Here is a 13,878-nt window from a genome sequence, read left to right on the forward strand (position 1 = left end):
CGTGAGAGCTGCACGCTAGGCAAGCGGCGCGATAAACTCCAATGGCTTAATCTCACCATTCAATAACAAGCGGTTATCGCAGCGACAGGGGCTTGCATGTCGGACCTTTCCTTTTCCCACGTTTGCAACTGGCTCAAGTTCCGCCATCTGTTGCTGATCGAGACCCTCGGGCGCACGCACAACATGCATGTGGCGGCGCAGCAGATGAACCTGACCCAGCCGGCGATCAGCAAGATGCTCAAGGAAATCGAGCACCTGCTCGGTTTCGCCCTGTTCGAACGCTTGCCGCGCAGCATGCCGCCCACCGCGCTTGGCGAGCAGGTGCTGCGCTATGCCCAGGTCGCCTTGAACGATGCGCGCAACTTCGTCGACCAGATTGACAACTTGCGCCAGGGCGGGCACGGGCACTTGAAGGTAGGCGGCATCTTTGCCGCAACTGCCGTGGCGCTGCCGGATGCAATCGTCGAGATCAAACAGCGCAAGCCATTGCTGTCGATCGAGGTGGTGGAGCAGACCAGCGATCACCTGATGGCCATGCTTGAAGACAAACACTTGCACTTGGCCGTGGCCCGCTTTACCGACGCGTCCCAGCAGCAGCGCTTCGACTTCCAGCCGCTGGCGCCGGAACCGTTCTGCTTCGTGGTCAACGATCAGCACCCGTTGAGCGGAGCCGGCCCGGTTACCCTGCCGCAACTGCTGGAGTGGCCGTGGATTCTCTACCCCAAAGGCACACCCATTCGCGGACGCATGGAGCGGGCATTCGCCGAGGCTGGCGTGGCCGTGCCGCGTAACACCATCGATACCATTTCCATGCAGACCTTCCTCAAGGTGCTGCTGGGCGGGCCAATGATCGGCATGTTGCCCCAGGCGATGGTCGAGCCGCACCTGGCCAGCGGGGTGCTGGTCAACCTCGACACCCCACTGCACCTGGTGCCCCAGGATTACGGCATCCTCACCCGCAAGGGCGAGCCCTTGAGCGGGGCGGCACTGGAGTTCGCTGAAATCCTGTTGGCCCACGCGGGCCGAGGGGACGCGGAGCGATAACGCGGCGTTATCGGATGATCGATAAATGCCATTGGGAAAGCATCGCAGAGCCGCCTAGATTAGCCCCCCATGTCTATCGCAATGCCGAGGAATCATCCATGACGTCCCACGCAGGCCAGCAATTCATCGGCGGGGTTCGCCGCGCCACCGGTCAGGCGGCCTTGTACAGTGTCGATGCGCGCACCGGGCAGCCACTGCCAGGCGCGTTCCACCAGGCCAGCGACGAGGAAGTCGATGCCGCTGCCCAGGCCGCTGCCGCAGCCTATCCCGTGTACCGGGCCTTGCCCGCCGCCCGTCGTGCCCAGTTTCTCGACGCAATCGCCGATGCACTCGATGCCTTGGGTGAAGACTTCATTGATACCGTATGCCGGGAAACAGCCTTGCCGTCAGTCCGTATCCACGGCGAACGGGCGCGTACCAGCGGCCAGTTGAGGCTGTTCGCCACCGTGTTGCGCCGCGGTGATTTTGCCGGCGCTCGCATCGACCGTGCGCAGCCCCAACGTACCCCGCTGCCGCGTCTGGACATCCGCCAGTGCCGCATGGGGCTGGGGCCGGTCGCGGTGTTCGGTGCCAGCAACTTCCCCCTGGCGTTTTCCACGGCCGGTGGCGACACCGCCGCGGCGCTGGCCGCCGGCTGCCCGGTGGTGTTCAAGGCCCACAGCGGCCACATGGCCACGGCACAGTGGGTGGCCGAGGCCATCGTCGCAGCCGCCGAGCGTTGCGCGATGCCGGCCGGGGTCTTCAACATGATCTACGGTGGCCGGGTTGGCGAGGCGCTGGTCAAGCACCCGGCCATCCAGGCTGTTGGTTTCACCGGCTCGCTCAAAGGTGGCCGTGCCCTGTGCGACATGGCGGCGGCGCGGCCGCAGCCGATCCCGGTGTTCGCTGAGATGAGCAGCATCAACCCGGTGCTGGTGCTGCCCGGGGCGCTGGCCGCGCGTGGTGAGGCCGCGGCCCGCGAACTGGCCGCATCAGTGGTGCTGGGCTGTGGGCAGTTCTGCACCAACCCTGGCCTGGTTCTGGGGGTACGCTCGCCGGCGTTCAGCGCCTTTGTCGAGCACCTGGCAGTGCAGATGGCCGATCAGCCGCCACAAACCATGCTCAATGCCGGCACCCTGGCAAGCTATGCCCATGGCGTGGCCACGCTCAAGGCGCATGCCGGCGTGCGCCTGCTGGCCGGCGCCGAGCAACAGGGCAACCAGGCCTGGCCGCAGCTGTTCCAGGCTGATGCGCAGTTGCTGCTGGCGGGCGAAGCGCTGCTGCAGGAAGAAGTCTTTGGCCCGGCCACCGTGGTCGTCGAGCTTGCCGACCAGGCCCAGTTGCTGGCTGCGCTGCAGGCGCTGGGCGGGCAACTGACCGCCACCCTGATCGGTGAGCCCGACGACCTTGCGCACGCTGCGCCCCTGGTCGCGCTGCTGGAGCAGAAGGCCGGCCGCGTGCTGGTCAATGGCTACCCGACCGGTGTCGAGGTGTGTGATGCCATGGTCCATGGCGGCCCGTTCCCGGCCACCTCCGACAGCCGTGGCACCTCCGTCGGCACCCTGGCGATCGACCGTTTCCTGCGCCCGGTGTGCTATCAGAACTTCCCCGATGCGTTGCTGCCCGAGGCGCTGCGCGATGCCAACCCGCTGGGGCTGCTGCGCCTGGTCGACGGGCAGCCCAGCCGAGATCCGATCTGCTGACAACCGCTACTGATAGTCCCCTCGGTGCGCTGGCACCCTGGGGCTTCCAATAACAACAATCAGGCATGCACGACATGCCAAGAGGCTTGGCCATGGCTCATCCATCTGTCGCCCCCACCCACGATCAGGCGTTCGAAGACCGAACCTACCGCAAGGTCATCCTGCGCATCCTGCCGATCCTGTTGCTGTGCTACATCGCCGCCTACCTTGACCGGGTCAATATCGGCTTTGCCAAGCTGAGCATGCTCGACGACCTGCAGTTCAGCAACACCGTCTATGCCCTTGGCGCCAGTGTGTTCTTCTGGGGCTACTTCCTGTTCGAGGTGCCCAGCAACCTGCTGCTGCATCGCTATGGCGCGCGCTTCTGGATCGCGCGAATCATGCTGAGCTGGGCAATCATCTCGATGGCGGTGGCGTTCACCCAGCCACTGGCCGCGTTCTTCCACCTCGAATCCAGCACCATGTTCTACGTGCTGCGCTTCTTGCTGGGCATCTGCGAGGCCGGTTTCTTCCCCGGCGTGATCCTCTACCTCAACTACTGGTTCCCGACCCACCGGCAGAGCCGGGTCATGTCGGGCTTTCTGATGGCGATGCCGGTCAGCCTCACCCTGGGTGGCGTGCTGTCGGGCTGGCTGATGACCCGCCTGGATGGCTGGCAGGACATGGCGGGCTGGCAGTGGATGCTGCTGATCGAAGGCGTGCCTTCGGTGATCATGGCCGTGGTGGTGTTCACTTGCCTGTGCGACAACATCGACAAGGCCACCTGGCTCACGGATGCGCAAAAGCAGCTGCTCAAGGCCAACCTGCAACAGGAAGCGGACGGCAAGGTCTCGCGCCTGGGGGATGTGTTCTTCAACCCGCGGGTGTGGCTGCTGGTGCTGATACTGCTGACCTTCAACACGGGTTTCTATGGCCTGGCCTTCTGGATGCCGTCGATCATCAAGAGCGCGGGCGTGACCAGCACCCTGGAGATAGGCTTGCTGACCGCCATTCCCTACAGTGTGGCCGTCGTTGCCATGTTCCTGAATGCGCGCCACTCCAACCGCACCGGCGAGCGTCGCTGGCATGCTGCGATCCCGGCATTCATCGGTGGCTGCGGCCTGATCCTCAGCGCCGCGTTCGCCCATGACGTGGTGCTGTCGATCCTGTTCCTGACGGTAGCGGCGTCGGGTGTGCTGAGCCTGATGCCAATCTTCTGGACACTGCCAGGCACGGTGTTGTCCGGCGTCGCGGCAGCAGCGGGCATCGGAATGATCAACGCCATCGGCAACCTGTCGGGCTTCACCGGCTCGATGATCACGGCCACGGCAGAGAGCCTGACCGGTGACATCAACGACGGCACCTATGTATTGGGCGTGTGCTTGTTCGTCAGCGGCCTGCTGATCCTGGCGATACCTGCCGCGATGCTGAAGCGCTCGGGCGCCGAGACCCACGGGCAACTGGAACTGAAGGTGGCCTGAGCGGCGCTGAACCAGATGCCATTCAATGGGCCACTCACTTGCCGTTGAGGAGCATCGCATGGGTCGTCAGCTGCTTGCGGGGTGGCGCTTGAAAGGGCGTCTGACCATGCCTGGTGACTAAATCAGCAGCAATTCATCCTCTTTCTGCTGCTCCCAAGCGCTGCATGGCTTATCCTTGCGCCACGCAATCAACGTAGAAGCAGTGAATTAACGATGGGTTTTGAACAACTAGCTGAGTTACGTGACCGCCTGCGGTCTGAAAAAGCGCAGGCAAAGGCTGATAGCCCGAAGGCCGACAGCCCGAAGCCCGCCAAGCGCAAACCCGCTCCGCAGGCCAAGGCTCGCGAGCAGGACCCGGCTGTGGAAGCGATCTGGCCATTGCAGAAGCATTTCCCGTTGGCCTTCCCGGTAAACCCGGCCCCCAAGGTCCCGCTCAAAGAGGGCATCTTCAAGGATGCTGAGCAACACCTGGAGCTGCTGGGCATCACCAGTGAACAGCTGAAGCTGGGCATCTCGACCTGGTGCCGGGGCAACCGCTACTGGGCAAGCATGGTGGAGAACGCACCGCGCCTGGACCTGAATGGCCAGCCCGCAGGCGTCGTTACCGCCGGCCAGGCGCTGTACGCCAAGCAGCAAGCTTCGCGGCAGCGCGGCAAAAGCCGTAAGGACCGTGCGAAGGCAAAGGCGGCCGCCCCGGCCCCAGTCGCCGAGACCGCAGTGGAGCAGACTGCAGACTGAGTCCAGTCATGCTTGGCCCTGCAGCCTCCAGAGGGAGGGTGCAGGGCCTGGCCTATCCAGAGGAGCCCGTCATGATCTTGGTCGATCGCCTCAGGTATTTGCGCGTCGTTCTAGTCCTGGCTGGCCTCGCGTGCCTTGCTCTCTATCCCCTCATGCTGTTCTGGCCGTCCGGCTGGGCCTGGCACATTGGCCACTCCGACTACCCGATGATGATCGTTGGCATCTACGCCGTGCTCGGCGTGTTCCTGATCCTGGCCGCGCGTGATCCATTGGCCAACCTGAGCTTGATCTGGTTCACCGTGTGGTCCAGCGCCGTACATGGCGCAATCATGGCTGTCCAGGCCATCGCCCAGCCGGGGCAGATGGGGCACCTGGCAGGTGACGTGCCTGCGCTCTTCATCGTGGCAATCGCCTTGGCCATCTTGACGCCCCGCTCCAGATGGGCCGCTCGGCCCCCGACACACAGTGGGCACTGAAACCGGGGCTCAGGAGCAGCGTCCATACGGCGTCTCAGCCCGTCAGACGGCCCCCTTGGCCTGCTGCTCCAGGCGCACCTGCAACGTCGGGTCGATCTGCAGCGCGCTGGCCAGTTCATCCAGGTAAGCCCGCTCTGCATCCTGCTGGTCATCCACCAGCATCACGCTGGCCAGGTACATTTCCGCAGCCATGGCCGGGTCCTTGGCCGACCGCGCCACTTCGGCAGCATCGAGTGGCTTGCTGACCTCATCATCCAGCCATTGCTGCAGTTGCGGGTCGTCGGTCTGGCGTTTGATTTCCGCATAGATCAGTTGTTCTTCCTGCTCGTCGATGCGCCCATCTGCCTTGGCGGCGGCAATCAGCGCGCGCAGGATCGCATGGCTGTGGTCCTCGGCCTCGGGGCCGGACAATTGATCGACCGTACGCACCGCCTGCTGCGGGGCTGCCGCCTGGCTGCGCTGCCAGCTCTGATAGGCTTGGAATGCCGTCATGCCCAACGACGCCAGGGCCGCGTAATTGATGCCGCCGGCGGCGCGGCCTTGGGCAGAGCCGCCGGCGCTGCTGCCACCACCGCCACCCAACAGGCCGCCCAGCAGACCACCCAGGCCATTGCCGCCACCCGTTGCACTGCCCCCACCAAGCAGACCACCCAGCAAACCACCCAGGCCGCCTTGCGCTGACAGGCCGCCGCTGCCTTGTTGCGCTTGCGAATTCTGCCCGGCGCGAAGTAGCTGTTCGAGTAAGTCACTGGTGTTCATGGCGCTCACCTCGATCGGTAGTCGTTGCCCAGACAAGCAACGATAGTCCCCTGAAGGCGAAGCGCCATGACCGTCTGGCTGACGGCCCATGGCGGGCATCGAGCGGAAATGAATTGGGTGCCCGCGCAAATCCGAAATAGGATGGACCATCCGCATCCAACATTGCGCAATGGCGGCAAGCCTGTTCATGGAACGAAAAGCAAAACCACATTTCACTCGCACCTACGGCGTGCCGCCTCTGCGCTGGCTGGAGATGTCGGTGCCGCATCGCGGCCCCGACGTCAGGTGTGCGCCTTGGCCGCACTACGCGATCATTTGATAAAGCGCACCTGTGCGTTGATCTTTTCGATTACCGAGCCTTTGCGTTCGTTGAAGCGCACCTTGTTTTGCTCGAACAGGTTATTCCCCTTGGTATCGATCGAGATAATCAACGGGCCGAACGCTCGCACGCGATTGACCCAAAGCGTCTCTGGCATCCCCAGGTCTTGCCACTCGGCCCGCTCGATCGCTTCCACCTGGGTGGCGGCAAGTACCGCGCAACCGCCGGGGAACACCGCATGCACAGCCTTGTTTTCCAGGCACCCGGTAGTGGTTTCCGGGCCCATGCCGCCCTTGCCGACGATCAGCTTCACGCCTGTCCTTTCGATGAATGCCTTTTCGAATTTTTCCATCCGCATGCTGGTGGTCGGGCCAATGGAAACCATCTCGAAGCTGCCATCGTCATTCTTGCGCACAATCGGGCCGGCATGAAAAATAGCCCCGCCGCGCAGGTCTACCGGCAGTTCACGGTCGAGTTCGATCAGGCGACGATGTGCCACGTCGCGACAGGTGACCAGCTGCCCGGTCAGGTAAACCACATCACCAACGTTGAGGTCTGCAAGATCTTCGTCCTTGATCGGGGTGGTGAGGATCTTTTTCACAGAACAACTCCTTCGTGGGACAGGATGTCATAAGACAGGTCGGCGTTGATGCGGATCTTGCCGCGGCGGTGCGCCCAGCAGCCTGTGGACACGGCCACGCCAATGGTTGAAGGGTGGCGAGCGGACGATTCGATGTTGACGCCCATGACGCTGCTGTTGCCGGTCAGGCCTTGTGGGCCGATGCCAATCTCGTTGAGGCCTTCTTCGAGCAGTCGCTCCATCAGGGCCGCACTTTCATTGGGGTGGCTGGAGTCCACCGGGCGCAGGATGGCCCGCTTGGACAGGCGCGCTGCGGTTTCCACCGACGTCGACACCCCAACACCCACCAGAAGCGGCGGGCAGGCATTGATGCCCCGTGAGGTGATCACGTCAAACACGAACTCGGTGACGCCTTCATAGCCTTGGCCGGGCATCAGCACCTTGGCCGAGCCCGGTAGCGTGCAACCGCCACCGGCCATGTACACATCCACGATGGCGTAGTCCGCGTTGGGGATAATTTCCCAATCCAGCCACGGAATCTTCGAGCCGGTGTTGGTCCCCGTATTCTTCTCGACGAAGGTTTCTACCGCGTTGTGGCGCAACGGGCCTTTGATGGTGGCTTCCTTGGTGGCGTTTTCAAGGATGCCTTCCAGTTCGCTGAGCAAAGGGAAGCTCGCGCCCGCCGAAATGAAGTACTGGATCACACCGGTATCCTGACAGCTTGGGCGGTCGAGTTTGTCGGCGTATTCCTGGTTGTCGGCCATCGAATCGTAGACGGCAATGGCCAGCGGATTGGTTTCCGCAGCGCGCAGTTGCGCAGTCTTTTTCTTCACATCGGTGGGCAGGCGTTTGCCGATATAGGCGGTGAACTTCGCCATCGTATCGGTAAGCGAGAGTACGGCTGAGGCTTTATCCATGATTATCTCCTTTCAGCATCACCAGGTTATTCGTGCGGGCTCAGAACGCCCGCTACTTGTGTTTGTACGGTTCGATTCGAGCCAACTGGCGCGTGGCGAGTCGCCTCCGGCGCTGGCGCCGACTGCCCACTCAGGGCCTGGTCCAGCTGTTTTTTATCCAGTGCGCCGACCCATTTGGCGATCGCCAAGGTGCCAACCGCATTGCCGATCGTGTTGGTGATCGCGCGGGCTTCGGACATGAAGCGATCCACCCCGAGCAGCAGCACCATGCCGGCTACCGGAATCTTGTCCATCGTCGCCAGGGTGGCAGCCAACGTGATGAACCCTGAGCCGGTGACACCCGCAGAGCCCTTGGAAGTCAGCAACAACACGCCCAGCACGATCAATTGGTCCATCAGCGTCAGCGGTGTGTTGGTGGCCTGGGCGATGAAAATGGCGGCCATGGTGTAGTAGATGCACTGGCCATCGGGGTTGAACGTCAGCCCGGACGGAATCACCAGGCCGACTACCGGCTTGGACACACCGGCTTTTTCAAGTTTGTTCATCAGTTGCGGCACGACCGACTCTGACGAACTGGTCCCCAGAACGGTGAAGAGCTCTTCCTTGAGGTATCTGAGAAACCTCCACAGGCTGAATCCGGACAGCCGAGCGATAAAACCAAGCACAACCACGACGAACAGGAAGCAGGTCACGTACATCGTCGCCACCAGCTTGCCCAGCGACACGATCGAGCCCAGACCGTACTTGCCAATGGTGAAGGCCATCGCGCCAAAGGCCGCCAAGGGGGCCAGGCGCATGATCATGCCGACGATGTGGAACATGCCGTGGGAGAAAGACTCCAGCACATCGACCATGGGCTTGCCCCGCGGCCCCAGGTGCGCCAGGGCAATACCGAACAAGGTGGAAAACAGAAGAATCGGCAGAATCTGGTTCTGCGCAAAGGCATCGGTAATACTGGCCGGGATGATCTTCATCAGGAACGCAGTGATTCCTTCGCCACTTTGCGCAGCCGAGGTATAGGTGGCGATGCTGGAGGCGTCGAGGTGCGCCGCATCGACGTTCATGCCAGCACCAGGCTTGACGACATTGACCACCAGCAGGCCGAGGATCAGGGCGAAGGTAGAAAGCACTTCAAAGTAGATGAGCGCTCGGGCACCCACACGTCCCAGCTCCTTCATGTTCTCCATCCTGGCAATGCCCAGCACCACCGTGGCGAAAATGATGGGGGCGAACACCATCTTGATCAGCTTGATGAACGCATCGCCAAGCGGCTTGAGGTCAGTGCCGATGTGCGGCCAGCACACACCAAGCAGCACGCCGCAAGCGACACCAATCAATACCTGGACGTACAGCTTTCGCAGAATTCTTTTCATGGCAGGACCCTGAATTTTTATTCTTGTCAGGCGTTACCTAGAAGACGGATCAACGATCCGCTCCTCGGCGCTTTGTCTGGCTTTCGGTACTGCTCGATCAGCGATTGATCAGCTCGATGACGGCATCTGTGATTTGCCGGGTAGTCGCAGTGCCACCCAGGTCCGGGGTGTGCAGGCCGCTCTCGGTCACGGCTTCGATGGCCGACATCAATTGCCTGGCGGCAGGCGCTTCACCGAGGTGTTCGAGCATCAGCGCTGCGGTCCAGAAAGTCGCGACCGGGTTGGCTACGCCCTTGCCGGTGATGTCGAAGGCAGACCCGTGGATAGGTTCGAACATCGAAGGGAATTGGCGCGATGGGTTGAGGTTGGCGGTGGGGGCGATGCCCAAGCTGCCCGACAAAGCGGCGGCCAGGTCGGACAGGATGTCGGCATGCAGGTTGGTGGCGACAATCACGTCCAAGGTGGAAGGTTTGAGCACCATGCGCGTGGTCACGGCGTCGACCAGTTCCTTGTCGATCCGCACATCCGGGAATTCCTTGGCGACTTCGTAGAAGATCTCGTCCCAGAGCACCATGCCATGACGCTGGGCGTTGGACTTGGTCACCAGGGTCAGGTGCTTGCGAGGGCGGCTCTGTGCCAGCTGGAAGGCAAAGCGGTGGATGCGCTCGACACCGGCACGGGTAAACACCGACACCTCGGTGGCCACTTCTTCCGGCAGGCCGCGGTGCACCCGGCCTCCATTACCTGAGTACTCACCCTCCGAGTTCTCACGCACCACCACCCAGTCGATCTGGTCGCCGTTGTGCAGCGGGCTTTTCACACCGGGCAACACGCGGGCCGGGCGCACGTTGGCGTACTGGTCGAACCCTTGGCAGATCGGAAGGCGCAGGCCCCACAGGGAAATATGGTCCGGCACGTTCAGGGCGCCCACGGCACCAAAAAAAATGGCGTCGAAGGTTTTCAACGCTTCCAGCCCACCCTCGGGGATGTAGTGGCCGGTCTGCAGGTACTGCTCCGAGCTCCAGTCGAAGTCTGTGAAGGTGATTTCGAACCCGGCCTTTTTCGACAGGGCCTTCAGTACTTCGACGCCAGCGGCAATCACCTCAATGCCAATTCCGTCACCTGGGACAGCTGCAATGTTGTAAGTGTTCATGAGTACGCACCTTCTCTTGGTTTTCTTGTTTTCCCTGTCGATCACACCATTGGACAGGATGTGAGCAGAGTGTAAGTAGAAATCCAAAGGCAATAAGCCACTCAAAATCACTACATAAATAACTTGAAGTTACTAATGCCTGGGCCCACGCTATTGGGCCCCGCCACCCTCCCGAGCCAGGCATGAACCAGACACTGGATCTTTCGTTTTTCCACCTGCTCGCCACCCAGGGCAGCCTTGCGGCCACGGCACGCGAGCTTGGCGTAACCCCACCGGCGGTGAGCAAGCGGCTGGCAGCGCTGGAGGCGCGGTTTGGTGTTCGCCTAGTCAACCGCACGACCCGCGCGATGAGCCTGACCTCAGAGGGTGAGCTGTATTTTTCTCACGCGGCGCGCATCCTCACGCAAATCAATGAGATCGAGCAGATGGTCGTCAGTAGCCGCGCGACGCCCAAAGGCCTGATCCGCGTGAATGCTTCCCTCGGTTTCGGTCGGCGGCATATCGGCCCGGCGCTGGCAGCATTCTTCAGCCGCTACCCGGAAGTGGAAATCCAGCTGGAGATCACCGACCACCCGCTGGATCTGGCCGCGCACGGTTTTGACCTCGGCATCCGCTTCGGCACGCTGCCGGATGCGGCGTTCCATGCCCGCAAGATCGCCTCCAACCGCCGGCTGCTGTGCGCGTCACCGCTGTACCTGGAGAAGCATGGCACGCCCACGCGCCTGTCGGACCTGCAGCAGCACAATTGCATTTTCATTCGGCAGAATGAAACGCCTTATGGCGTATGGAGTTTCACCACTGGCAGCCGCACGCAGAACATCAAGGTCCGCGGTGCTTTGGGCTGCAATGACGGCGAGGTGGCGCTGAACTGGGCATTGGAAGGTTACGGGATACTGATGCGTGCCGAGTGGGATATCGCCCGTTATGTGCGCAGCGGCCGGCTGCGCCTTGTGTTGGAGGAAGAAACCCCAACCCGGGCGGATGTGTATGCGGTCTACCCGCAGCAGCTGCACCTGTCAGCAAGGGTCCGCAGCCTTATCGACTTCCTGGTCGAGCGTTTCGCCCTGATTGATCATGTTGAAGATGCCGAATGAGCGCAATGCTGGTGAAGGGTACGACAGCTATCGACCCATTGCGAACGTTCACCGTGACATCGTTTGCGCCTATGAGATCGAGCGCCGCGGGGGGCGGCGCTCGGTCTCACAGGAAGACGATGTCAACTGGATGCAAATGAGAATTAATCTAAATTATCACTTTTGCAGTACCCTCGCCAGAACGATTGGCCAAACTGGGTTTCATAGCTTCCAGGCCAAGACCGGCGACGCGCCGCACCTGCTCATCGCTATCCTGTGTTGCCATGCGTAGCGCCTCGATGGCTCGAAGCGCATCGTCGGGCAACAGGCCACGGTTATTCAATCCACTCACCGCATGACGACGAATGGCTACGTGAGGTGAAAGCAAACCGCGCAAGGCTTCGCTGACATCGGCGGTGGTGGTATCGATCTGACCGTAGACCTCATCGAAGGCTTCTTCAACAGCAGCCCGAAGCTCAGGACGCTGATCAAGCAGGCGCTCAACGGGTGTGTAGTTCAGCACCGGTGGCTGCACGCCCCGCCAGCGGAAACCGTCAAAGTTAGCGCAGATTCCCGCGACAGCGACCTCGGGCACTTGCTGCATCAGCCAGTCGAAATCCTCAAGGTAACCCAAGGCATTTGCGCACCAGTTGCGGGTCGGCTGCTCACAGGCCTCAATGACCTGTCGGCGCAGGGCCTGGATGGCGGGCTCATCAGCCATGCCAGCCAGCCCAAGAATGCGCGCGGCGGCGGTAGGCTCTTTATGCCCGTTGAGCAGTTCGATAAGCGCTGCCTGGGCGGGGCGGCCGTTGGCAATCAGCCAGCGCTCTGCGTCTTCCCCCGAAATGCCATCCGAACAATGCAAGCGGCTGACGTAGAACGCGACCTGCTCGTCGAGCGGCAAGGCACCGACTTCGCGCAGGGTGTTTTCAATGGCCAGTTCGACAGGGAAATTATCCTCGAACTGCTGGCGCGTCATGCTGCGCTTGGCCAAGGGCATATAGCCAGCAACGTCATGAAAAATCACCACGAAGCCAGGCGTCACGCCAGGATGCTGGCCGAAATGGCGGCCGAGCGCCCTAGCGGCACGGCAAACGGTGACCATCAAACGCTGCTCAGCCGCTTGCCACTGGCGTGGGCCAAGCCGATTGGCGTGGGCTTGTAGCTCATCATCAAGCCGCGTGAACGGCTCACCTGCGCAGATTTCCCAATCCCAGCGCCAGTCTGGCGGGTTCCACTTCACTGAACTGAAGCTTTCATCTTCCTCGTCGGGGTAGTCTTCACTCAGTGCTTGCAGGCTGTTTGCGGCAAAGCTGGGCAGCGACAGAACTGCCTCTTCTTCTCGGTAGCTGGCATGAAACGCTGCGGCGTACAAAGGGCTGCCCCCCTCATCGAGCAGCGTTTGCAATGCCTGTCTGGCGGCGTCGAACAGCGCCTGTTCCAGGGCCTTCCAATTCATCATTCAGGTCCTTGCTGACAAGTAAGTTCAGCCGAGCAGATCGAGCAAACCCTCAAAGGGGGCTTCCCAGGCTGGCTAATTCAATGTGCGTGCCATCGCCACATCCGGTAGCGACCGTCTGGAGACAAAGACAGTATTTCTATGGTGTTCATGCGTGTGCGTCCGCAAAGGATCGAAAATGGTCACTGCAAAGCAATGGACTTGGCCATTTCCGCCGTGCCAACCCAACCGCTTTGCGCATACACCGGTTTGCCCGTCTCGGTGGCATGCAGCACAGCGAACGTAATGCCCCGGCGAGCGAACTCGGCGTCAGCCGCCTGCATCAAGGCCGAAGCGAGGCCCCGGCGGCGGTAGGCCGGCTGGACGTAAACATTCAACACGTACCCACGCTTGTCCAGCGTTGGGTGCGCGGGATGGGGAGGCCAATCAATGCTCATCAGGCCAATGGCGGCGACCGGTTGGTCGCCATCCAGGAGTTTGAATCCGTAATACCGGCCATCACCGAGCCGCTCCTCCAGCCATGGGCGAAAGTGCTCAGTCATCACGCGCAGCTCTTCAGGATTCCCGCCCGCCTCAAGAAACATTTGCTCGCGATTCGAGCAGATCATTTCTGCGTCAGAGGGCCCGACTGGCTGGTACTTCAGACCGGAAAGTCCTGCATATCCTTGTGATTCGATCATCGCTTCACTCGCGTCAGTAGCACCAATCATAAAAAGGCAGCCTATGGCACCTTGAGGCGCTTTCGCAACGGCACTTTTATTCCTTTGTGAGCAACTGTCTTTGCTCAATTTCTTGAAGTTGGCGCAATCCCTGTGGGAGCGGGGGGGGGGGGGGGGGGGGGGGGG

13 protein-coding genes are annotated in these 13,878 nt (G+C 61.6%); 6 read left to right on the forward strand and 7 right to left on the reverse strand.

The genetic code is table 11. From position 1 onward, the window contains the following. Positions 1–96 precede the first annotated feature (96 nt). The 5 genes from ACLEJU_RS27085 to ACLEJU_RS27105 all read left to right on the forward strand — a co-directional run bounded on the left by ACLEJU_RS27085 (position 97) and on the right by ACLEJU_RS27105 (position 5,400). Positions 97–1,044, forward strand: a complete 948-nt coding sequence (locus ACLEJU_RS27085; protein WP_435424874.1) for a LysR family transcriptional regulator — start codon at positions 97–99, stop codon at positions 1,042–1,044. 98 nt (positions 1,045–1,142) lie between these two features. Next, positions 1,143–2,726, forward strand: coding sequence for an aldehyde dehydrogenase (NADP(+)) (locus ACLEJU_RS27090; RefSeq protein ID WP_435424873.1), 1,584 nt, complete (start codon positions 1,143–1,145; stop codon positions 2,724–2,726). A 74-nt stretch (positions 2,727–2,800) separates the two neighbouring features. Next, entirely contained in the window at positions 2,801–4,186 is a 1,386-nt protein-coding gene (locus ACLEJU_RS27095; protein ID WP_435424872.1) for an MFS transporter, read from the forward strand. Positions 4,187–4,399: 213 nt separating this feature from the next. After that, positions 4,400–4,924 carry a ProQ/FinO family protein gene (locus ACLEJU_RS27100; protein WP_435424871.1) on the forward strand — a complete coding sequence of 175 codons (525 nt, stop codon included), beginning with the start codon at positions 4,400–4,402 and terminating at the stop codon, positions 4,922–4,924. A gap of 71 nt (positions 4,925–4,995) precedes the next feature. Then, entirely contained in the window at positions 4,996–5,400 is a 405-nt protein-coding gene (locus tag ACLEJU_RS27105) for a DUF6632 domain-containing protein (protein WP_435424870.1), read from the forward strand. A 42-nt stretch (positions 5,401–5,442) separates the two neighbouring features. Here the strand turns inward: ACLEJU_RS27105 and ACLEJU_RS27110 are convergent, their stop codons facing one another. The 5 genes from ACLEJU_RS27110 to ACLEJU_RS27130 all read right to left on the reverse strand — a co-directional run bounded on the left by ACLEJU_RS27110 (position 5,443) and on the right by ACLEJU_RS27130 (position 10,501). Beyond that, a complete protein-coding gene (locus ACLEJU_RS27110) occupies positions 5,443–6,159 on the reverse strand; it encodes a tellurite resistance TerB family protein (protein WP_435424869.1) in 717 nt (238 codons plus the stop codon). A 311-nt stretch (positions 6,160–6,470) separates the two neighbouring features. Next, a complete protein-coding gene (ttdB, locus tag ACLEJU_RS27115) occupies positions 6,471–7,079 on the reverse strand; it encodes a L(+)-tartrate dehydratase subunit beta (RefSeq protein ID WP_435424868.1) in 609 nt (202 codons plus the stop codon). After that, a complete protein-coding gene (gene ttdA, locus ACLEJU_RS27120) occupies positions 7,076–7,975 on the reverse strand; it encodes a L(+)-tartrate dehydratase subunit alpha (protein WP_435424867.1) in 900 nt (299 codons plus the stop codon). Before ttdA ends, ttdB begins: the two co-directional genes overlap by 4 nt. A gap of 26 nt (positions 7,976–8,001) precedes the next feature. Next, positions 8,002–9,348 carry a dicarboxylate/amino acid:cation symporter gene (locus tag ACLEJU_RS27125; RefSeq protein ID WP_435424866.1) on the reverse strand — a complete coding sequence of 449 codons (1,347 nt, stop codon included), beginning with the start codon at positions 9,346–9,348 and terminating at the stop codon, positions 8,002–8,004. A gap of 97 nt (positions 9,349–9,445) precedes the next feature. Beyond that, positions 9,446–10,501, reverse strand: a complete 1,056-nt coding sequence (locus ACLEJU_RS27130) for a tartrate dehydrogenase (protein WP_435424865.1) — start codon at positions 10,499–10,501, stop codon at positions 9,446–9,448. A 182-nt stretch (positions 10,502–10,683) separates the two neighbouring features. On the opposite strand from ACLEJU_RS27130, the gene ACLEJU_RS27135 reads away from it, so the two are divergent. Continuing rightward, entirely contained in the window at positions 10,684–11,595 is a 912-nt protein-coding gene (locus tag ACLEJU_RS27135; RefSeq protein ID WP_435424864.1) for a LysR family transcriptional regulator, read from the forward strand. A 148-nt stretch (positions 11,596–11,743) separates the two neighbouring features. Here ACLEJU_RS27135 and ACLEJU_RS27140 read toward each other — a convergent pair whose 3' ends face one another. Both ACLEJU_RS27140 and ACLEJU_RS27145 read right to left on the reverse strand, forming a co-directional pair. Further along, positions 11,744–13,036, reverse strand: coding sequence for a DUF4303 domain-containing protein (locus tag ACLEJU_RS27140; RefSeq protein ID WP_440776759.1), 1,293 nt, complete (start codon positions 13,034–13,036; stop codon positions 11,744–11,746). Positions 13,037–13,215: 179 nt separating this feature from the next. Next, positions 13,216–13,713, reverse strand: a complete 498-nt coding sequence (locus ACLEJU_RS27145; RefSeq protein ID WP_435424862.1) for a GNAT family N-acetyltransferase — start codon at positions 13,711–13,713, stop codon at positions 13,216–13,218. Positions 13,714–13,878 lie beyond the last annotated feature (165 nt).

The sequence above is a fragment of the Pseudomonas sp. SMN11 genome, assembly GCF_052041945.1.
In the GTDB taxonomy this organism is placed as follows: Bacteria; Pseudomonadota; Gammaproteobacteria; order Pseudomonadales; family Pseudomonadaceae; genus Aquipseudomonas.